Annotated in this window: 18 protein-coding genes; 15 read left to right on the plus strand and 3 right to left on the minus strand. The window is 44.1% G+C overall.

Features of this window, described 5'->3' with window-relative positions:
* Positions 1-22 precede the first annotated feature (22 nt).
* From M9194_RS03670 to tldD, 13 genes are all read left to right on the plus strand, one after another.
* Entirely contained in the window at positions 23-505 is a 483-nt protein-coding gene (locus tag M9194_RS03670) for a prepilin-type N-terminal cleavage/methylation domain-containing protein (protein ID WP_250611058.1), read from the plus strand.
* Entirely contained in the window at positions 505-1056 is a 552-nt protein-coding gene (locus M9194_RS03675) for a prepilin-type N-terminal cleavage/methylation domain-containing protein (protein WP_250611059.1), read from the plus strand. The genes M9194_RS03670 and M9194_RS03675 overlap by 1 nt, the downstream gene beginning before the upstream one ends.
* Positions 1056-1769 (plus strand): PilW family protein, encoded by a 714-nt coding sequence (locus M9194_RS03680; protein WP_250611060.1) that lies wholly within the window; start codon positions 1056-1058, stop codon positions 1767-1769. Before M9194_RS03675 ends, M9194_RS03680 begins: the two co-directional genes overlap by 1 nt.
* The gene (locus M9194_RS03685; protein ID WP_250611061.1) at positions 1759-2208 is read left to right on the plus strand and encodes an MSHA biogenesis protein MshP; all 450 of its coding nucleotides are present in this window, start codon (positions 1759-1761) and stop codon (positions 2206-2208) included. Before M9194_RS03680 ends, M9194_RS03685 begins: the two co-directional genes overlap by 11 nt.
* Positions 2193-5882: a DUF6701 domain-containing protein gene (locus M9194_RS03690; protein ID WP_250611062.1), complete on the plus strand. Its 3690-nt coding sequence runs from the start codon at positions 2193-2195 to the stop codon at positions 5880-5882. The genes M9194_RS03685 and M9194_RS03690 overlap by 16 nt, the downstream gene beginning before the upstream one ends.
* Positions 5883-6036: 154 nt before the next feature.
* Complete coding sequence (locus M9194_RS03695; protein WP_250611064.1) at positions 6037-7080, plus strand: rod shape-determining protein; 1044 nt, start codon at positions 6037-6039, stop codon at positions 7078-7080.
* 85 nt (positions 7081-7165) lie between these two features.
* Positions 7166-8053, plus strand: coding sequence for a rod shape-determining protein MreC (gene mreC, locus M9194_RS03700; RefSeq protein WP_250611066.1), 888 nt, complete (start codon positions 7166-7168; stop codon positions 8051-8053).
* Entirely contained in the window at positions 8043-8531 is a 489-nt protein-coding gene (mreD, locus tag M9194_RS03705; RefSeq protein ID WP_250611068.1) for a rod shape-determining protein MreD, read from the plus strand. Before mreC ends, mreD begins: the two co-directional genes overlap by 11 nt.
* 3 nt (positions 8532-8534) lie before the next feature.
* Positions 8535-9095, plus strand: a complete 561-nt coding sequence (locus M9194_RS03710; protein WP_250611069.1) for a Maf family protein — start codon at positions 8535-8537, stop codon at positions 9093-9095.
* A 19-nt stretch (positions 9096-9114) separates the two neighbouring features.
* Complete coding sequence (gene rng, locus M9194_RS03715; RefSeq protein ID WP_250611070.1) at positions 9115-10584, plus strand: ribonuclease G; 1470 nt, start codon at positions 9115-9117, stop codon at positions 10582-10584.
* 10 nt (positions 10585-10594) lie between these two features.
* Positions 10595-14476 carry a YhdP family protein gene (locus tag M9194_RS03720; RefSeq protein ID WP_250611071.1) on the plus strand — a complete coding sequence of 1294 codons (3882 nt, stop codon included), beginning with the start codon at positions 10595-10597 and terminating at the stop codon, positions 14474-14476.
* 11 nt (positions 14477-14487) lie between these two features.
* Positions 14488-15309: a carbon-nitrogen hydrolase family protein gene (locus M9194_RS03725; RefSeq protein ID WP_250611072.1), complete on the plus strand. Its 822-nt coding sequence runs from the start codon at positions 14488-14490 to the stop codon at positions 15307-15309.
* 9 nt (positions 15310-15318) lie between these two features.
* Positions 15319-16764 carry a metalloprotease TldD gene (tldD, locus tag M9194_RS03730; protein WP_250611073.1) on the plus strand — a complete coding sequence of 482 codons (1446 nt, stop codon included), beginning with the start codon at positions 15319-15321 and terminating at the stop codon, positions 16762-16764.
* A gap of 78 nt (positions 16765-16842) precedes the next feature.
* On the opposite strand, the gene arcA is transcribed toward tldD, so the two are convergent.
* The gene (arcA, locus tag M9194_RS03735) at positions 16843-18066 is read right to left on the minus strand and encodes an arginine deiminase (protein ID WP_250611074.1); all 1224 of its coding nucleotides are present in this window, start codon (positions 18064-18066) and stop codon (positions 16843-16845) included.
* A 580-nt stretch (positions 18067-18646) separates the two neighbouring features.
* Here arcA and rraB point away from each other — a divergent pair.
* Both rraB and M9194_RS03745 read left to right on the plus strand, forming a co-directional pair.
* Positions 18647-19060 carry a ribonuclease E inhibitor RraB gene (gene rraB / locus M9194_RS03740; RefSeq protein WP_250611076.1) on the plus strand — a complete coding sequence of 138 codons (414 nt, stop codon included), beginning with the start codon at positions 18647-18649 and terminating at the stop codon, positions 19058-19060.
* 72 nt (positions 19061-19132) lie between these two features.
* Positions 19133-19906 (plus strand): glycosyl hydrolase 2 galactose-binding domain-containing protein, encoded by a 774-nt coding sequence (locus M9194_RS03745; protein ID WP_250611077.1) that lies wholly within the window; start codon positions 19133-19135, stop codon positions 19904-19906.
* Positions 19907-19980: 74 nt separating this feature from the next.
* On the opposite strand, the gene M9194_RS03750 is transcribed toward M9194_RS03745, so the two are convergent.
* Positions 19981-20946 carry a TAXI family TRAP transporter solute-binding subunit gene (locus tag M9194_RS03750; RefSeq protein ID WP_284676490.1) on the minus strand — a complete coding sequence of 322 codons (966 nt, stop codon included), beginning with the start codon at positions 20944-20946 and terminating at the stop codon, positions 19981-19983.
* A gap of 181 nt (positions 20947-21127) precedes the next feature.
* Positions 21128-21598, minus strand: a complete 471-nt coding sequence (gene argR / locus M9194_RS03755) for a transcriptional regulator ArgR (protein ID WP_250611078.1) — start codon at positions 21596-21598, stop codon at positions 21128-21130.
* Positions 21599-21673 lie beyond the last annotated feature (75 nt).

Here is a 21673-nt window from a genome sequence, read left to right on the forward strand (position 1 = left end):
ACAGTGAAGGAGTGCTTGTGGTGTGAATGGACGCTATAGACTTTGCTCTAAAGGCTTCACTCTAGTAGAGCTGCTCGTGGTGGTTCTGTTAATAGCGATTGTGTCCGTTTATGCTGCCAGCCGATATTTTGGTGTATCTCATTTTTCTGCTTTTGCTGCCCAAGCTCAGGCGATTTCAATCATTCGCCAAGTGCAAGTTAACCGCATGCAATCTAATGTCGGTTCTAGTTCCTCTAATAATAATTTTATCTTAGCCATATCAAGTAACTGCATAGGTTCGGTAACGGGCTGTGCAACCTCTGATCGCTCAACTCGTAGTGATGTATTAAGCTTTGATTCTGTAAGCGTTTCTTCAACACCTAGCCTTAGCCAAGTGACATTTGATTTATTGGGGAACCCGGAAGGTTCGGCAAGCCCTGGGGTCACCATCGCCTTTTCTGACGACAACAGTAGTGCTTCTGTCTGTATCAATTCGCAAGGATTTGTTTCTAGGGGGGCCTGCTGATGATCTACAAAAGTGGCTTTACTCTTATCGAAAGTATCATTGTCATGGTTATCATCGCGATTGCGATGATAAGTCTCACCACGCTTCTATTCCCACAAATTAGCCGCTCGGCTGATCCAAATTACCAAGTCAGGGCATCCGCACTTGGGCAAAGTTTAATGTCGCAAATATTAGCTCGTGGGTTCGATCAAGAAAGTGATTTTGACGGTGATGTGATTCGCTGCTCTTCCACTGATGTTGGGGCACCAAATTGCTCTGGCAGTACCGGTTCGTCATTAACACTGGGTAGTGATACAGGCGAAGTCGCGCCAAATTACAACGATGTCGATGATTACATAGGTTGTTGGGAGCCAGGAGGTGCGGGCAGCTGCAACGACTTGGACCTAATTGTGCAAAGCAGTTCCAGTACTTATAAAAACTTTAATGTCGTAATAACCGTGGCTTATGACAACACAAACTTTACCGATTGGAGCATGAAGTTAATCACGCTCACCATCACAGCTAGCAATCAAACACCGATAACGTTTCGAGCTTTTCGAGGGAATTACTAATGAACGCGAAAGGCTTCACGCTGATTGAAATGATCCTAACTATAATTGTAGGAGGAATTCTGGTTCTTGGGTTAGCAGGGTTTGTTGAGATTGGTATGAAGGGATATAAGGATTCAATTGAGCGTCAGCGACTGCAAACACAGGCGAAATTTGTGTTGGAAAAAATGTCGCGCGAAATCCGTCATAGTGTGCCAAACATCGTTAGCAATACCGCTGTCTCTAGTGCGGACTCTTGTGTGTCTTTCTATCCGATAGATTATGCAGGCTTTTACGCCACTGTCGGTGACGATATCCAGTTTTTGGTTGGTAGTAGTGGTGCGTCGTCAAGCGATATTATCGATGCCAGTCGTTCGTTAATAATTAACCCAACCACTTATGCTGATACCGCCAATGCATTTAGCCTAACTAGCCCAACTGTGTCGCTATCAGGCTCTACCTACATCATCTCTGGAGGCGTTTCATCATTAAGCAGCAACTCGGTGGCGGATAGGCAATATATATACAGTTCACAAGTGTCGTACTGTGTGTACAACAGCAGTGGTCAAGTGACACGAAATGGCATACAAGTGGCCGAAAATGTTGTGTCCGGGGCGTTTGAATACCTTCCAGCCAATATGCAAAGAGGTGGACTGGTGCATATCGATCTCACCTTCTCTCAAGATGGCGAGTCGACTAACTACCAACAAGACGTGCAGGTGCTCAATGTTCCCTAATCAAAAGGCCTATTCCATTAGTAAGCAACAAGGCAACCTTTACATTATTGCTGTGTTTGTCTTAGTCGTGATGGGCTTTTTGGGGGCCAATTTAGCGCGCATCGAATATTCGAATCGAGATGCCATTACTCGTGATGTGTTGGGGACCCAAGCTTGGCTATTGGCCCATTCGGCGAATGAGTATGTGTTGACTCAGCTGTACCCAATCGATGCTTCGGCTGCGGTAGCGGCAAATTGTGATCCTATTGCAGCGGCGATTACCACGGGTGCTAACACCATGCGCAGCTCCTATTTTAATAATTGTGCAAGCGTAACGGTTGCTTGTACGTCGATCGGTACACTGGATAGTGTGAACTACTATAAAGTGGAGTCGAGTGCGATATGTGGCTCTGGCATCAATGAAGTAGAAAGGACGCAAGAAGTATGGGTAAGGGAGTAGCTATGATAAGCCGATTAATAATAGCGTTGCTATTTTTGCTCGCTAGTCAAAAACTCATAGCTGCGGCTATATATCCCCTAGCTGACGGCGTGTGTGTCGCTACCGCCGCTCAAACTTGGGAAAACAGCAACGCCCAAGTTTGGTTAAGTACCCAAGATGCTATTCTTGGTGTCTCGGATAGAAAAATAGGCTTTCATCAAACGTCCAATGAGGAAAATGTAAATAAATCTTGTGGCAGTGCAAAATGCATTTTCATGCAAAGCCTTCGTTTGGAAGATGAACCTGATTTTTCTATCAGTGGTGTAACCTTTGACAATGTGTATAACAAACAAGAATTGAGCGGTAGTCAAACCCTAACTTTGTCTAATGGTACGTTTCGAATAAAGGAAATATTAAAGCTAGATGATAATTCCACACTAAGAATTGTCGGTGCAGTCACCCTATATGTAGAAAAGATGGAAGTGCTATCTAGTGCTACTATAGATGTCGACTCAGACAACCCAGATGACTTTATCATTGTCTCGCGTAATGGCTCTGATAATGATTCGGAAGTGATTTTAAAGGGAGACAGTGCTTTTGTTGGTCATTGGTTTGTTGAAGACTACATTGAGTTATCAGAAGACGTGCAAATTACGGGCACCATTACGACGAAAGACTTAATCATAAAAGATAACGCGACTTTGATTTCAGATGTACCGGAAAGCTGCTCTTCAACTCCGACAGATTTTTCTAGCTTAAACTTATGCGATTATATTCCAGAACCTGCTCAAGCTTGGAAAACGGGCAGTTCTCTCAATATGAATAACTCCAGCAGTAGCATTACAGGTTGGTCACAAAGCTATCTGGATTCGAACTTATCGGGTAGCGATCTAACTGTGGCTTTTGATAGTGTGTCTTATCATGCAGGCCTTGCAGGAGCGTGCGGCAGCACCTACAAGTGTGTTTCAGGTGGGACAGAAGTTAGCACGCCTCCTTCGCTTGCACCAGGTTTCACCAGCACAACGAGCTTAAGCATTGATCAATGGAATTACACCTCAACTTGTGTCAGCCCAAATTGCTCCTACAGCGTCAGTGGTAATGTGATCACGCTAAATATATTGCAATCTCTACAAAGTTTAACCGTGAATGCCTATGGCTCGGAAGATTTCATTGTCAATTTTACCGATCTGGGCGAAGCCAATGGTTACGGCACAAAAATTCAGACTTACTCTTCTGGAGGCGATGTAGAAAGCAAATTTGCTGCAAACGGGAATTATACCTTTGGCACCATGAGCTTTAATGGAGGAACGATCAGCGTTAAACAAAATGTGCAGATTTTCGTTGTGACTTCTTTCACCCAGTCTAATGCGGTGACGCTTAATGATGTCGACAGTACAAAAGATTTGATTATGTATGGCCCAGATGCCACGTTTAGCTTTAGCACCAATACCGGAGATTTTGGTGCGCAGATCCTAGCTGATACTCTTACCTTGAATAACCAAATTAATATTGTTGGTGCAGTGACGGCGAACACTTTTACCACATCGGTGGCCAATACCAATATTGATGGACAAGGGGCGTGTCTAAATCCGGCAAATAGTTCTTTTGGTTTAACCATCTCTCCCAGCATTGATATTGCTTTGTCATGTGAGTCACAGACGATTACTTTGCAGGTGGTGGATAGTGGTGGCTCCAATACTGGCTCTTATACGGGTAATATTCATGCCAGCGTCACAGCAGGCTCGCTATCGGTCACTACAGGGACGTTTGTATCGGGTAACAGTTATAAACCGGATTCTAATGGTACGCTTGTGCTATCACTTGATGGTGAAGGCACGGGTGATATTACCTTAACCTCTTATTTAGAAGACGATCAAGCCAACACCACACTGACGGGCAGTTATAAATTTGTCCCTTATCGATTTGATATCTCGACCAACCCAACCTCTGTGATTGCTGGCAAACCAGCGCAAGTCACGGTCACGCCATTAGAATGCCAGTCGGTTGGAGGCTCGGAAACGGCGGTCACTTCGAACGATTACGTTGGCAATACCACCCTGACAACCACTGCGACGAGCTATAGCCAGCCTTCAAGCCCGACTAACAGCGCGGTTATCAATATCAAAGATGATGCTTCTTCGAGTTATACCGAGGTCTCTAATGATGTCACTCTGAACTTTGCCCTTAACAGTGGTTCAGTGGAAGCACAAATGGACGTGTTGTATTCAGAGGCGGGTGTGGTGACTTACACCTTGAGCAATACCGAGTGTGTGTCTTTATCTGGTGGTGGACAAGACTGCAAAACCTATACGGGCTCACATCAAATTAATGCACGACCTTGGACCTTCGCGATATGCAGCAATGACACCATTAGTGGTACAGCCAGCTCAGGAAGTGGATATAAATCGGCAGGAAGTACTTTTGCTGTGATGGTGAAACCTATCGTCTGGGTATCTAATGGCAGTGAATCTGCAGATATAGACACCACTAGCTTGTGCAGCACAACGGTGACGCAAAACTTTTTCGATTCGGGCGCACCGTCGGCGACGGTTTCTTTGACCCATGATATTGATACCCCAAGTGGCGGCAATGCTGGAACATTATCTGGCACAACATCCATGCTAAACACCAATAAATCGAGCAGTGGCGATTATTATGATTTTTCTGGACTAAGCTGGAATGAAGTGGGTAGTATCAAGCTGCAGGCAGATACGGCGGCGAATTATTTAAGCATGAATGTGAATCGTGGCTATCGAGGGGTTGGGCGTTTTTACCCGGCGTATTTTAAAGTCAACGATACCACATGGACCTACCCTGGCTCACAAACGTTTATCTACATGGGCCAGCCTTTTGATGGCATGCAATTCCAAGTGGAAGCGCTGAACTCCAGTGAAGGTGCGGTGCAAAATTATGTCAATTTTGATAGCTCTCTTCGAGCCGGATTTGACTTGATTGAAGATCCCACCCGTTTTGTTTCTCCTGCATTTTCAGCGGGCAGTTGGGCGCTAGTGAGCAGCACACGCTCAATTGGTACGTTTACCAATACCGTGGGTAGCGATTGTACTGACAGTATTTGCTGGAATAAAAAGTCAGATTATTCAGCTGATGGACCGTATAACTCAAGCGAAAATATCGCGACCACTAACATAGAGATCACCAGTCAAAGTGGTAATACTGACCCAGTTGCTTACACATCAGATGGTGAGGATTTGACGGTTCAACCTGATATTCGATTTGGTCGCATCAACCTTAGTGATGTTGGGGGTGTTCAAGGGGATACGTTGACGGTACCTCTTGCTGCCGAGTATTGGAATGGCAGCAACTTTATTACCAACACTGACGATAGTAGCACCAGTTTTAACGCCAGTAATTTTTGTCAGGAGAACATTTGGTCTAGTCAAACGAACAATGGCAGTTTAACCGGGAGTGGTACAGTGTCGTCGGGAGAATCTCGGTCGATCAAGGCTTCCCAAACGGTGTCCGATCGCGAACAAATCAAATTCTGGTTAACATTATCCAGTGCCAGAATGACATCCAGTTGTGGTGGCACAACCAACAATCTCTCTTGGCTCCAGTATGATTGGGTGAGCTCATCCAGTGGCGAAGAAGACCCCTATTCTATCATCACGTTCGGTATTCACCGTGGAAATGACAAAGTATTGTTTCGGGGTGAGCCTGGTTTAACAAGTCCGTAAATGCGTCAAAATATTTGTCCTAAGTAAGGAATTTGTTAGAAATTACGTGTTTCACTCTATCTTTGTGCTTGTTTGCCTTGCTGATATGGCAAGGCATTGGTACATTTAGTGCAAATTTTTATCTTCTAATTTTCTAGCAGGACGAACGAAGAATATGTTTAAAAAACTTCGTGGCATGTTTTCAAATGACCTATCAATCGATCTAGGTACAGCCAATACACTGATATACGTACGAGGACAAGGAATCGTTTTAGATGAGCCTTCTGTGGTCGCTATCCGTCAAGACCGCTCAAGGCCTGGGAAAAGTGTAGCGGCGGTAGGTCACGCAGCTAAGCAAATGCTGGGACGTACTCCGGGTAATATTTCTGCGATACGTCCGATGAAAGACGGCGTTATTGCTGATTTCTATGTCACGGAAAAGATGTTACAGCACTTTATTAAGCAAGTTCATGACAACAGTGTGCTAAAGCCTAGCCCACGAGTACTTGTTTGTGTTCCTTGTGGCTCTACGCAAGTCGAGCGTCGAGCGATTCGAGAATCTGCGTTAGGCGCAGGTGCCCGAGATGTATACCTCATTGATGAGCCAATGGCAGCAGCAATTGGTGCAGGTCTGAGAGTATCAGAGCCAACGGGTTCTATGGTAGTTGACATCGGTGGCGGTACAACTGAAGTGGCGGTCATTTCGTTAAACGGTGTAGTTTATTCGTCTTCTGTTCGTATTGGTGGTGACCGTTTTGATGAAGCCATCATCAACTATGTACGCCGTAATTATGGTAGTTTGATCGGTGAAGCAACGGCTGAGAAAATTAAGCACGAGATTGGCTCCGCATATCCAGGTGACGAAGTACAAGAGATAGAAGTTCGTGGTCGGAACTTAGCAGAGGGTGTACCGCGCAGCTTTAGTCTAAACTCCAACGAAATTCTAGAAGCGCTACAAGAGCCACTTACGGGGATTGTTTCTGCGGTCATGGTGGCACTAGAGCAATGCCCACCAGAGCTTGCGTCAGATATCTCAGAAAATGGCATGGTGCTAACTGGTGGCGGTGCGCTACTAAAAGATCTTGATCGCCTGCTAACCGAAGAGACGGGCATTCCTGTTGTGGTTGCTGAAGACCCACTGACTTGTGTCGCTCTGGGTGGTGGTAAGGCACTTGAAATGATTGACATGCACGGTGGTGATCTGTTTAGCGAAGAATAACGCTTTTGCACAAAAAGACTGGCTAGCGATCTTTTTGTGCTATCTACCTAGACCATTATTTAGCAAAATTTAGGATCTCAATTTAATGAAGCCGATTTTTGGCAGAGGCCCTTCACTTCAACTGCGCCTATTTTTAGCAATAGTCATATCAGCCAGCCTAATGCTGGCTGATAGTCGTTTAGGTGCGTTTGTTAGTGTTCGATATTACCTCAACAGTTTAGTGGCTCCAATCCAATATGCGGCCGATTTGCCGAGAACGATGTTCGATGGCTTCTACGATAGATTTAACTCACGCCAGAAGTTACTCGATACCAATAAAAAGCTTCGCAACGAAGTATTGCTGCTAAAAAGCAATCTTTTATTGCTAGATCAATACCGTGAAGAAAATAAGCGTTTAAGAAAACTGCTTGGCTCTCCGTATGTGAGAGATGAGCGGAAAATGATCGCAGAAGTGATGGCGGTAGATACCACACCATATCGCCACCAGATAGTGATCGACAAAGGCAGAGATGATGGCGTGTATGTCGGTCAGCCGGTGATTAACGACAAAGGCATTGTTGGTCAAGTTACTTACGTTTCTGCACAAAATAGCCGTGTGTTGTTGCTGACTGATAGTAATAGCGCAATTCCGGTACAAGTCATCCGCAATGATATTCGCGTAATTGCCTCCGGAACCGGACAAGTAGATCAGATCAACCTTGAGCACATACCTACGAGCACAGATATACGTGTGGGCGATCTTTTAGTGACAAGTGGTTTAGGCGGTGTGTATCCAGAAGGGTATCCTGTCGCGACCGTTACATCAGTCAACAGAGATACTAAACGAGAGTTTGCCGACATCACGGCAAAACCGGTTGTGGATTTTGAGCGCTTAAGATATTTGCTGCTTGTATGGCCGAATAAAGAAAGGCAAGAGAGAGTATTGAATGCTCATCCAGCGCCACAGACACAGGCGGTGAAAGATGGCCAATAATGTTTTAAAAAGTAAATTAGTCATTTGGTGCTCGTTTCTTATCGCATTGATATTGCAAACTATCCCTTGGCCAGGCGTACTAGAAATTTTAAGACCGTCGTGGCTGCTATTGGTTACCTGCTATTGGGTTTTGGCACTGCCACACCGAGTAAACGTCGGCACCGCTTTGATTGTTGGCCTATTGTGGGACTTATTGCTTGGCTCTACTCTTGGCATTCGTGGCATGATGATGTCGATTGTCATTTATTTGGTCGCACTGAATTTCTTGGTACTGCGCAATATGGCGCTGTGGCAACAAGCCGTAGTGATCGCACTTTTGTCCATGCTATTGGATATATTGATATTTTGCGGTGAATATCTGATCAGAGATGTGACTTTTAATCCATTATTATTATGGAGTGCACTGATCAACTGTATACTTTGGCCGTGGTTGTTCTTGCTCATGAGACGCGTTCGACGACATTGGCATGTGAAGTAGTTCATGAATAACAATCTAGTATTAGCCTCAGGCTCCCCAAGACGAAAAGAGTTACTCGAGCAGCTCGGGTATTCGTTTTCTATAATAAAAACCGAGGTCGAAGAGCAACAACAAGTACAGGAATCACCAGAACAATACGTTCAACGTTTATCCAGCGATAAGGCGCTAGCTGGATTGAATATTGAGCCAGGGGCTGTTGTTATTGGCTCAGATACTATTGTTGTGGTCGATCACAACGTACTCGAGAAACCCATAGATTTTTCCGATGCTAGACAAATGCTCGTACAACTGTCTGGTCGAAGTCATCAGGTTATGACGGCAGTGACTGTTATGTCTGAGCAAAAAAGTCGCTCTATCATTGTTACGACTGATGTGTGGTTTAAATCTCTGTCAGAAAAAGAAATAGAACAATATTGGCGAACAGGGGAACCATGCGATAAAGCTGGCAGTTACGGAATTCAAGGATTAGGTGGCCGATTTGTCACTCGCATTGAAGGCAGCTACTACGCTGTAGTTGGATTGCCGTTATATGAAACTGACCAGCTCTTGCAAGAATTCTTATAATTTTTAAAGAGGTGCTCTTATGAGTGCAGAGTTGCTGTTAAATGTTACTCCGAGTGAAACTCGCGTTGCGATGATTGAATCGGGCAGTCTTCAAGAAATTCATATTGAACGGGAAGCGCGTCGCGGTATCGTTGGCAATATTTATAAAGGTAAAGTCAGTCGTGTCCTACCTGGAATGCAGGCCGCATTTGTTGATATTGGTCTGGATAAAGCGGCTTTTTTGCATGCTTCCGACATTGTTCCACATACTGAATGTGTCGCCGAAAATGAAAAACAGCAGTTTCAGGTACGCGACATTTCTGAGCTAGTGCGTCAAGGGCAAGATATTGTTGTTCAAGTAGTGAAAGACCCACTTGGGACTAAAGGTGCCCGGCTGACAACCGATATTACCCTTCCTTCTCGTTATCTCGTCTTTATGCCTGGTGCCAGCCATGTTGGAGTTTCACAAAGAATAGAAAGTGAGCAAGAGCGAGAGCGCTTAAAAGCGGTGGTGGCTGGATATTGTGATGAGCTAGGCGGGTTTATTATTCGAACGGCTGCAGAAGGGGCCGATGAAAAAGAGCTATCTCAAGATGCGGCGTTTTTAAAGCGGCTTTGGTCTAAAATTTTAGATCGTCGCAGCAAGTACAAGACTCGCACAACACTGTACGGAGAGCTTGGTTTAGCACAGCGCATTCTGCGTGATTTTGTCGGTACCGAGTTGGATAAAATTTTAGTCGACTCGCGTGTAGAGTATGACAACTTGCAAGAGTTCACCTCAGAGTATGTGCCTGAACTGACAGACAAGTTGGAACTGTTTGAAGGTGATAAGCCTATCTTTGACATGTACGAAACCGAGAACGAAATTCAACGATCTCTCGATCGTAAGGTCACACTCAAGTCGGGCGGATATTTGATCATCGACCAAACTGAGGCCATGACGACCATAGACATCAATACTGGCGCGTTTGTTGGTAGAAGAAATCTAGAAGAAACCATATTTAATACTAATATTGAAGCCACGCAGGCTATCGCACGCCAACTGAGGCTGAGAAACCTTGGTGGCATCATTATCATTGATTTTATTGACATGTCTGCAGAAGATCACAGAAGGCGCGTGCTGGCTTCTTTAGAGGTGGCGTTAGAAAAAGACCGAGTAAAAACGAACATCAATGGCTTTACTCAGCTTGGACTGGTTGAAATGACACGCAAGCGGACCCGAGAAAGTATTGAACATGTGTTGTGTTCGAGTTGTCCAACCTGTGAAGGACGCGGCAGTGTTAAAACGGTCGAGACCGTTTGCTTTGAAGTTTTGCGTGAAATTACCCGAGTCAATCGTGCCTATGATGCTGATAAATTCGTTGTTTACGCTTCCCCAGCTGTTGCAGAATCCCTGCAAGGCGACGAGTCTCATGCCTTGGCAGAACTGGAAGTCTTTATTGGTAAGGAAGTGAAGGTACAAGCAGAACCTTTATATATTCAGGAACAATTTGATGTCGTTATGATGTAGAGGATGGTCGGTGAAAGGCACTTTGCAGCGCCTATGGCGCTTTTCTCTTTGGTCAGTAGCGAGCCTACTGACAATTTTTGCTATTTTGGTAACAAGTTTTCGTGTTTTACTGCCTCACTTAAGCCATTTTCAAAATGACATTACCCGCTGGGTTAATGATGCCACTGGACTCGAGTTTCAGGCGACTAGTATCAGTGGCTATTGGAATAACCTTCATCCGTATATTTCTCTTACTGGTTTTACCGCTAGGCTGCCTGATGGAAGTAAGGTAAAACTGTCCGCTGAAGACATTGATATTGAGTTCAACCTAGTTCAATCTCTGCTCAAAGCTCAGCCTATTGTGGCCGATCTTAAAGTGAATGGGATGGATCTCGATATTCGAAGTGTAAAATTACACAGTTCCTCTTCGGTAAAGCCTGCCCACGAGAGTGAGGGGCAAAGCTTTATTCGCACCCTTGATCATCTACTATTACGTCAACTTGATGGATTTACTTTAAAAAATTCAACAATTTACTATCAATCAATGGATGGTGGCACTCGGGAGTTGAACATTAACTCTCTCAAATGGGCTAACCATGGCAGTAAGCACCGATTCCAAGGTTTAGTGAGTGTTGCCAGCACACAAATAAATTCTCTTCATGTTAATGCTAACTTTGTTGATCATGGCTCCTTGAGTAATGTTTCAGGTGAATTTTATGTCGCCGCTAACAATATTCAAGTGGCTCCTTGGCTGAGTGAACACCTGAAATTAGAAACGGGGATCGAGCAAGGGCAAGCGAGTTTTAAGAGTTGGTTAACGCTAACAGAAAGTAAACCAGTGCAAGCTTTGGTTGAATTAGGGCCGTCTCACTTAGTGTGGAAAAACTCCACAACCCATCGTCTCGATATTCAGTCTGGGGTGTTTAACTTATTTCCTCAGGAAAAGGGTTGGAAAGCGGTTGGGCAATCTTTTGCTATCAAAACCGATGACAAAAAATGGCCCAAATTAGAAATGGCCTTAGACTGGCAGCCTAATTCTTGGCATTTGAATGTCTCTCAGCTGGATATTTCAACCATTTCGCCATTGATTAAGTTGTTGCCGGGTACTGAGTCAACGGACAAACTGTTAACTAAAGTTAGCCCTGGTGGTGTGTTAAGTGATATTCGAGTCCAGATGGGGAAGAATCTGGACTCTCTTAAGTATTCCGCTGAGTTGACTAATGGCAGTATGAAGCAGTGGTATCTGTTGCCCGAAGTTAACCATTTAGAAGCAGCCATTGCAGGAGATGCACAAAAAGCAGTCGTTAACGCTGATTTGCAAAATGATGAGCTGCCTTATGGCGATGTATTTCAAGCTCCACTTGATATCAAAAATGGTCATGTGCGTATTGTCTGGCAACGAGAGCACAATGGTTGGGCACTTTGGTCAAATGATGTTGACGTTTCCACTCCCTACCTAGATGCATTAGGTGAGTTTCGCTTAGATGTACCAAACAATCAAAGTCCATTGCTATCATTTTATTCTGAAGCGAGCTTAAATAATGCAGGCGAAACGTGGCGTTACCTCCCGACTTTGGCGTTGGGGCACGGGCTTACCGATTATCTTTCTAAGGCGATTCAAGCTGGGAAGGTCGATAATGCCCAGCTACTTTGGTATGGCAGGCTAGCTGATTTCCCCTATTCGAAGCACGATGGAATATTCCAAGCATCTGTAAAATTAAAGGATGCCAAATTTGGTTTCGATACTAAATGGCCGGCAATAACCGATTTAAATTTGAACTTGTTGTTCCAAAATGACTCGATGTATTTCGACTCCAATCAAGCGAGTTTAAAAGGAGTGAAAGCCGTTTCTTTGCAAGGCAGCATCCCAGAGTTTGCCGCAGATGGCCGTTTAAAGATTAAAGCTAAGGTCGTTGGGCAGGGCAATGCCGTACGAGATTACATGACCGCCACTCCTTTGGTGGACTCAGTAGGCGCTGCACTCACTACGATTCAAATTAATGGTCAAGTCAAATCAGACTTCCAGCTCGATATTCCGCTTAATGGTGATAAAGCACATGTTTGGGGCTATGCAGACCTGCATGATAATCAGGTGCATGTGCAAACCCCTGCCATGGATTTGCACTCTGTCACCGGGCGTATCAACTTTGATAATGATGTGGTTAACTCTAAGAAGCTAACGGCTACATTGCTTGACCAACCCATATCACTCAACTTTGATGGTGAAAACGGCAGCAAAGCGTATGATGTGAAAATACATCTTGATGGTAACTGGAAAGTCAAACCATTAGCTCCCTATGTTGGGCAGCGCTGGACAAGCCGACTATCAGGTAATGCCCCTTGGGATGCGCAAGTGGATATACAACTTAAGGATACCGGCTTCACCTACCAAATTAATGGCCTAGCTGACTTGAAAACCGTAACGAGCGAGTATCCGTATCCTCTGACTAAGGCATCGGGCGTTAATGGCAGAGCTAAGTTGGAAGTGTCGGGCAACCAAGAGTCAATCAGTGCTCGGCTCGCCATCCCAAACCTGAAATATCAAACAGAAATTGATATCCGCAAAGACGTGCCAATACTAAAATCGAACTATGTTGTAGTCGGTAAAGGTAATTATAAGGTCAGCCCAGTGGTCGGTAACAGTGTAGTGGTGAGAACGGATAAATTTGACCTCGATAAGTGGTTAGATATTCTGTTTCCAAGTGATAGCAAAACAACGGCCAAGAAAAATGCAGCGAATAAAAGCAGTGAGATTGAGATACCCACACCACAAAAAATCACCCTAGATGTAAAGAATCTCAAATTCGCCACGCTAGATTGGCATGATGTAAAATTCACTGCCAAGAAAAAAGTACTCAGTTGGTACATGCAGCTCAATAGTTTGGAAGCGAAAGGAGAGGCCAATTATATCGATCCCTATGATCTGACTGTCTCTCTTGATCGCCTACAAATTTATGTGCCTAGCCTAGAAACCAGTGAAAATAAAAACAATAGAACGCTATTTGAAACCGCTCATGAAAAAAACCAGCCTCTGATTTCTAGCTTTGATCGCTCGTTTCATAAGCTTGTGCCTAACATTACATTAGCAATCAAGGACTTTTGGTTCCAAGGCTATCGAGTAGGGCAAGTTCACCTTGACTTGCAGCGTCAGGGTGACAAGCTAGAATGGAAGAATCTGACACTTAAGAGTGGTGCCAATCAGGTGAACGCCAGTGGATATTGGTTGCTCACTGGTGATAAGAGCCAGACACACTTTAATATCGCAGTAAAAGGAGAGAACAATAGCGACGTGATGGAACGCTTTGGTATCACTTCAGGCATTCAGCAAGCGCCATTTAATATTTCTTCCAGCGTCACATGGGATGGAGCACCTTGGTCGATGAGAGTGAATACGTTAAATGGTACAGTAAACACCAAACTTGGCAAAGGCGTGATACCCAATGTTAGCGGCGCTGCAAATTTGTTAGGCTTGTTTAGCTTAGACTCAATCATACGTAAGATGCAGCTAGATTTTACTGGTGTATTTGATAAAGGGATGGCTTTTGATTCCATTACCGGAACCGGGAATATCAAGGATGGGGTTTTTGTCACCAACGATATCAAGATGGATGCCGTTGCTGGTGTGATGAAGATTAAGGGGCTGGCTAACTTAAACACTGAGACGGTGGATGCAGAAGTGAACTTCACGCCAGATATCACCTCAGGAATTCCAGTGTTAAGTGCATTTGCAGTGACACCTGTTACAGCATTGTATGTGCTGGCCGTGACTACAGTAATTTCGCCGGTTATTGAGGTCTTTACCCAGGTTAATTATTCTGTCAAAGGGCCATTGAACAACCCCAAGGTCAAGGAAATATCCCGTAGTAAAGGTGAGTTTAAGTTACCAGAAAAGCTATTGGATGAAGTGAAATAAAAAGGTGTCGCATGAATGGTATCGGTATTATTCAAATGACTTCGGGGCCATGTTTAAAGACAAATTTGGCCTACATTGCAGATCAAGTTGAGGTTTTGGCAAATCAAGGTGCGCAGTTGATTGTTACACCTGAAAATGCCTTGATGTTTGCTAGTCGTGCAGACTACCATGCTGCCGCTGAAATGCTCAATGATGGCGACACACAATCGAGCTTGGCTAAGCTGGCAAAAACGCATTCTGTTTGGTTAGTCATCGGTAGTTTTCCAATCCTGCATGAGTCGGGGGTATATACCACACAATTGGTTTTTGACAACCACGGTACTTTGGCCTGCCATTATAATAAGCTGCACATGTTTGATGTTGATGTTGCTGATCAACATCAACGCTATAGGGAGTCGGATACGTTTACCCCGGGCGGAGAAATCAAGCTTAGTGACTCTCCAATAGGTTCCTTAGGGTTAACAATCTGTTATGATCTACGTTTTCCACACCTCTATGCTGAGCTGGCAAATATGGGAGCTCAAGTTATATTGGTGCCTGCTGCGTTTACAGAAGTCACGGGTAAAGCGCATTGGGAGATTTTACTTCGCGCTCGAGCGATTGAGACTCAGTGTTGGGTCGTGGCGGCGAATCAAGTTGGCCAGCACCCTGGAGGGCGAAGTACTTGGGGGCACTCAATGGTGATTAATCCATGGGGCGAAGTCGTTGCTCAGCTGGAAAGTAAACCGGATAGCGTGGTTGTTGAGCTAGATATAAATCTTGTAAAGCAAGTAAGAGATAAAATGCCAATCCGACACCATACTCGGTTTGGGCAACAACTTATTGAAAATTAAGAGCAGACTATGATTATAAATAGCATTGAAGATGCGTTACTCAAGCCCGCAGGTTTGACGGAAAAAGATATCGCAGACACGTTGGAAAGCATTGCGACACGGCATATTGATTATGCGGATATTTACTTTCAATCCAGTTGGCATGAATCTTTGGTGCTTGAAGATAGTATCATTAAAGATGGTTCTTTTAATATCGATCGTGGTGTTGGAGTAAGGGCGGTCGCGGGAGAAAAAACCGGCTTTGCTTATTCTGATCAAATTCAGTTAGATGGCCTGAAACAAAGTGCAGTTGCAGCTCGCGGTATCGCGAGAAAAGGGCAAAATGCCAGTGTCAAAGCGTTGCAACGCCATGCTACACCTGATTACTATCAATCGATTAATCCTTTATCTTGCTGGGAAAAAGAGCAAAAAACAGAGCTTCTTAAACAGCTAGATGCTTATATCCGTACAAAAGAGCCTTTGGTGCAAGAAGTCTCAGTCAGTTTAAGCGCTGTCCATGAACAAATGTTGGTGGCGGCTACCGATGGTACTTTTGCTGGAGATGTTCGTCCTCTTGTCCGTTTGTCTATTAGTGTTCTGTTGCAAAAAGGCGATAGAAGAGAGCGAGGCAGCGCGGGGGGCGGTGGCCGATTTAGTTACGACTATTTCTTATCGGATGAAAACGGCAATAAAGTGGCTTACCAGTTTGCCGATGAAGCAATTCGTCAAGCTCAGGTTAATTTAGAGGCGGTGGCTGCGCCAGCAGGTAGTATGCCAGTGATCCTAGGTTCAGGTTGGCCTGGAGTGTTATTGCATGAAGCGGTTGGTCATGGATTAGAAAGTGATTTTAACCGTAAGGAATCTTCCGTATTCACGGGTAAAATTGGTCAAAGTGTTACCTCGGATTTGTGTACCATCGTTGATGATGGCACTTTAAAAGATCTGCGTGGATCTTTAAACGTGGATGATGAAGGCGTAGCAGGTCAATATAACGTACTGGTTGAAAAAGGGGTTCTGAAAGGCTACATGCAAGATAAGCTCAATGCTCGCTTAATGGGAGTAGAGCCGACGGGGAACGGCCGAAGAGAATCTTATGCACATCTGCCAATGCCTCGAATGACGAACACTTATATGTTGCCTGGCGAACACACCCCTGAAGAAATCATATCAACGGTGAAAAAAGGTCTGTATGCGCCTAACTTTGGCGGAGGACAGGTGGACATTACTTCTGGAAAATTTGTTTTTTCTACCTCAGAAGCGTATTTGATAGAAGATGGTAAGATCACGCAACCAGTCAAGGGTGCAACCCTAATTGGCTCAGGTATTGAAGCGATGCAGCAAGTCTCTATGGTTGGCAATGATCTCAGCATAGATCGTGGAGTAGGTGTATGTGGCAAAGCTGGGCAAAGTGTTCCTGTTGGTGTAGGTCAGCCAACGCTTAAACTCGATTCAATCACTGTTGGTGGTACAGATTAACTTTATCTCTTTCCATACCTATCTATACCCATAAAAAAAATGGTGGCTTTCGAGCCACCATTTTCAATCTTAATTGTATTAGATACTGTCTCTTTCCAGTGGGCAACTCATACACCTTGCACCACCTCGGCCTCGACCAAGCTCATTACCAGGAATAGTTAAAACAGTGATGCCTGCCTTGTCATATTTTTCGTTGGTATAGACATTGCGTTCATATCCAATAACCACGCCAGGTTTTACTGTCAGCACATTGTTGGCATCGTTCCACTGCTCACGCTCAGCTTCGTAATTGTCCCCGCCAGTGGTGATAATTTTGAGGCTATCTAGAGAAAGTGCATCCTCAATGGCGTGGATGTAGCTCGGTAGCTTTTCAACGTTCATGTCACCATTGTTGCCTTTCGGGGTTAAGCGCCAAGTATCTAAATCTTTTCGCATAATCTCCGGGTAGACAGAAAACGTGTCGACATCCATATGAGTCATTACCGTATCTAGATGCATACAAGAGCGATGTTTTGGCAGATCAACGGCAATCACCTGTTTCGCTTGACCATGCTTAAACAAGCTCGCGGCAAGATTTTCGACTCCTTGAGGTTTGGTGCGCTCAGAAATACCGATAAGTACCGCATCTTTACCTATGACTAACACGTCACCGCCTTCGATATTGGCGTTATCATAATGCAAATCGTCATCACCAAAATATTTGATAAAGCCTTGGTTGGCAAACACAGGGTGCCAACGATAAATGGCTCGTAGGTGGTTGGTTTCTCTTTGTCGAGCTGGCTTTCTCATCGGGTTAAGCGATACACCACCATATACCCAGCACGAGGTATCACGAGTAAACAAGTGATTCGGCAAAGGTTCAATAACAAAATCAATTGGGCGATGCATTTTAGGCAGCATTGAGGAGGAATGGATAGGTAGTTCCGAATAGGCCAAGCCACCGAGTAATACCGTGGCTAAATGCTCGTTGTCCATTTCCGAGAGGTAGTTACGCAGATCTTTGGCAAAAGTTGGACCGTATCTAAAGTCGGATATTTGTGTATTTAACAGCCACTGTCTTGCTTCTGGAATTTCCAATGTTTCGACAAATAAATCATGCAAAAGCAGTACTTCGACGCCTTGCTGAGTTAAGGTATTAGCAAAAGCGTCATGCTCTTTACCTGCTGCTTCCACTGCTAACACGTCATCGAACAATAATTCATGACAATTAGAAGGAGTGAGATGGGTGAGTGCTCTCTCAGGACGGTTCAATAACACTCGCCTTAATTGTCCTACTTCAGAGCCTACATACAACTTACTCATATTACTTCCTTACTTTTTAACCTATCCATAATATATGACAAGATTGCGTAAAATATGCAAGTTACCACAATCATAGTAAATGCTAACACTTGGTTGTATTTTAGTTTTTTGTGTTAACTTTTAGTGTAAACAGTTTGTTTTTTAGCGAATTAGTCTATATGGCTGCGATGTGTTTATTGCTTGGTTATTCGGCAATCTAGAGTTGGTGAAGGTGATTGAGATTGCTTTTTAGGTGGGTTTATATGCACTTTGTGTTTGATATTAAGGCAGAATGTGTTTGTTTATGCGATCTTTAACTTTACGTTTTATAGGCAATATAGAGATAGTTATGCTTATTTTGCTCAGGTTTGCTCTAAAAATACCTCTTTATAATATTCTAAATATTCACAGCTGATTTGCTATTACCAGATTTAGTCGCAATTAGCGTCCAATCGGCACTATTTGTAAGATGTAGCGTTAAATTGTACGACATATTGAGATAGTAATGGCAATTCAGCGGCATCCATGACATATTGCGTGCCTTATCATACCTGAAGTACAACTGACCCAGCATATAGTGGGAATAATTTGGAGAAATGTTATGTCTCAAGAAGACTATCTATCTGTAGATGAGTTGATTGAAATTCAAAAAGAAGACACCAGAGACATTATTCAAGCGCTATTGGAAGATGGTAGCGATCCCGATGCTGTCTATGACATTGAGCACCATCTGTTCTCAGAGAACTTTGACACATTAGAAAAAGCCGTGATTGACGCTTTTAAGATGGGTTTTGAAGTGTTGGAAGCAGAAGAGACTGAGGATGAAGACGGCAATAAGTTGTTCTGTGTTGATGCAACAATGCAATCATCTTTAGACGAGGCTGTGATAGGAGAGCAGGTGAAAAAGCTGGTCGAATTGGCTGAGAAACATGACATCATTTATGACGGTTGGGGAACCTACTATGAAGGTGATGATGCTGTTTATGACGACGAAGACGATTTTGAAGACGAGTAACCGTTAGAGTTTGTAAACCTCTACATCAGCAGCAATCGGAGATTGCTGCCATTGAATGGAATCCGTTGTTCTATGCAGATAATTCTCAATGCACCTTGGCAGCTGTCGTCTTTAACGGACATATCATTGCCACAATCCACATGTGCTCTGCCCACCTCACTCTCAGACGTGTTACCAAGCGCATTGAGCGAAAATCAGATAGCGTGCCAAGAATGGTATTTATCCCATGAATTTGTATTGGAGAAGCACCAGTTAGATTACTCTGGCATAGACTTACTTATAACAGGCATTGAGCAATATGCAGAAATACGCGTTAATGGATTGGCCGTTCTGGATTGTGATGGTTCAAGTGACATCTATCGCAGAGACATTCGTTCACTGCTTAATGTTGGCAGAAATCTGCTTGAAATGCTTTTTCTCGACCCCGAAGAATGTGGCTTTGCTGACCAATGCCTGCCCACAAACACGATAGATAAAACTCAATCTGTAAGAATTGGGAAAGCACCATTACTTCAGTTTATTCAAAATGTTAGGATGGGGATGGTCTCAACTGAGCAAGTTTGGCATCATGGCGGTGGTTGCGAGCTTATTGTACGTGTAGGTTACCAAACCTTAAAACCTGGCCTAGTTTCGGCGTCGATTAAATTCGATGGCGTCACCTATCAAATCCCGATAGATGTTCGAGATAATCAGATAAAAGCCATTTTTCAAATAGAGGCACCTATATTGGGTCCATCTGGTCCAGAAGGTCACTATCAACTCTTAGTTGAGCTCGATGGACAACAAACAGTATCAGAAATCGTTCTCAATGATGCGTTCAGTGTCGATGAACATATTTGCTCTTAAGTTGCTCCCTTGCTCTAAGAAAAGCCTATAAACCACAATTGCTTGTGACTATTTTTCGTAAATGACGCGATGGACTATTTAATTAATCCCACCTCACGATAATACTTTTTAGCCCCCGGGTGCAGCGGTATAGAGATACCAGAAGTGATCATGTCTTCCTTTTTAATATTGGCTAAAGCAGGGTGCATGGTGATAAAGGTATCAAAGTTTTCAAAAACGGCTTTGGTGACGATGTAGGCGACCTCATTGGATGTGTTGGTACTAGTCACTAGGGTGGCGAGCACACCAAAGCTTTGAACCTCTGGCTGAATGTCTGAATACATACCCGCAGGTATCATACTGTAGGCATAGTAAGGCTTGCCTGCGACAATTTTGTCTATTTGTGGGCCGGTAACGGGCACAAGCTTAGCCCCGCAAGCCGTGGTGGCTTCTTTTATTGGACCATTTGGGTGGCCAACGACATAGACAAAGGCATCAATCTTGTTATCACATAAGGCTTGCGAACGCTTCGCTCCAGTGAGCTTGCTTGGTTGCTGAAAGCTTTCACCAGTCCACCCCATTGCTTGCATCACGACACCCATAGTGGCCCGGTCTCCTGAGCCTGGGTTACCGATATCCACTCGAGTGCCTTTAATGTCTTTAAGTGATTGTATATTGGCGTCGGGCTGGGCAATCAGGTTGAAGGGTTCAGTATGTAAAGAAAACAGAGCGCGTAGTTTTTTGTATGGGCCTTGCTTACTGAACTTGTTCGTCCCGTTGTATCCGTGGTATTGCCAGTCGGATTGAACAATACCAAAATCGAGCTCTTTCTCACGTATTGCGTTCACATTGAATATAGACCCGCCCGTTGATTCTACCGAGCATCTAGTGTGGTGCTGCTTTCTTCCTTCATTAACGAGTTTGCAAATCGCACCACCTGCTGGGTAATAAACACCTGTGACAGAGCCGGTACCTATGGTGATGAACTGCTGTGCATACACAGGAGCAGTACTCAACATTAAGGTAAGCAAAGATACAATCATTAAAACGGTTGTCTTCATGATATTACTTTGGTGATAAAGTGACTGAGTAATAGGTAAAGTGTATACAAACTGGCTAAATAAGCGGGGAAGTTATTATCGTGTTACTTCATAAGGAAATAACTACTAGGAATAAGGGACGAAGAGACAGCGTGTAAAACGAACACGCTGCTTTCGAGTTGTTGCGATATTTTTCAGTTGATTAGCCGGAATACTCGAACAATTCACACACTGATTCAAACACTTGCTCAGTAGTCACTGACATGGTTGGTGTGATAAATATAGTGTCATCACCGGCAACTACGCCCAATATGCCTTCAGATTTGCCAAGAGAATCTAATAGTCTGGCAATCAACTGTGCAGCGCCTGGTCCGGTATGGATAACAATCAGAGCACTATTTCTATCAATGCCTAACACTAATTCTTTTAGCGAGCTTGATGCAGTTGGCACACCGAGTTCGGCAGGTAAACAATAGACCATTTCCATTTTGGCATTGCGTGTTCTCACTGCGCCAAACTTGGTGAGCATGCGAGAGACTTTGGACTGGTTGATATTATCGAAACCTTCTTGCTTAAGGGCATCAACAATATCGCTTTGAGAACCGAATCGCTCCTCTTTTAGTAGGGCTTTAAAAGCGCGAACTAAGCTTTCTTGTTTTTCTGAATTGCGCATGGTTTTGTTTCTTTCGTTATTGATGTATCGTTACTGTGAATATTTTCGCATACCTATCTTAATATAGCTATCTTG

This window comes from Vibrio sinus (assembly GCF_023634645.1).
Classification (GTDB): Bacteria; Pseudomonadota; Gammaproteobacteria; order Enterobacterales; family Vibrionaceae; genus Vibrio; species Vibrio sinus.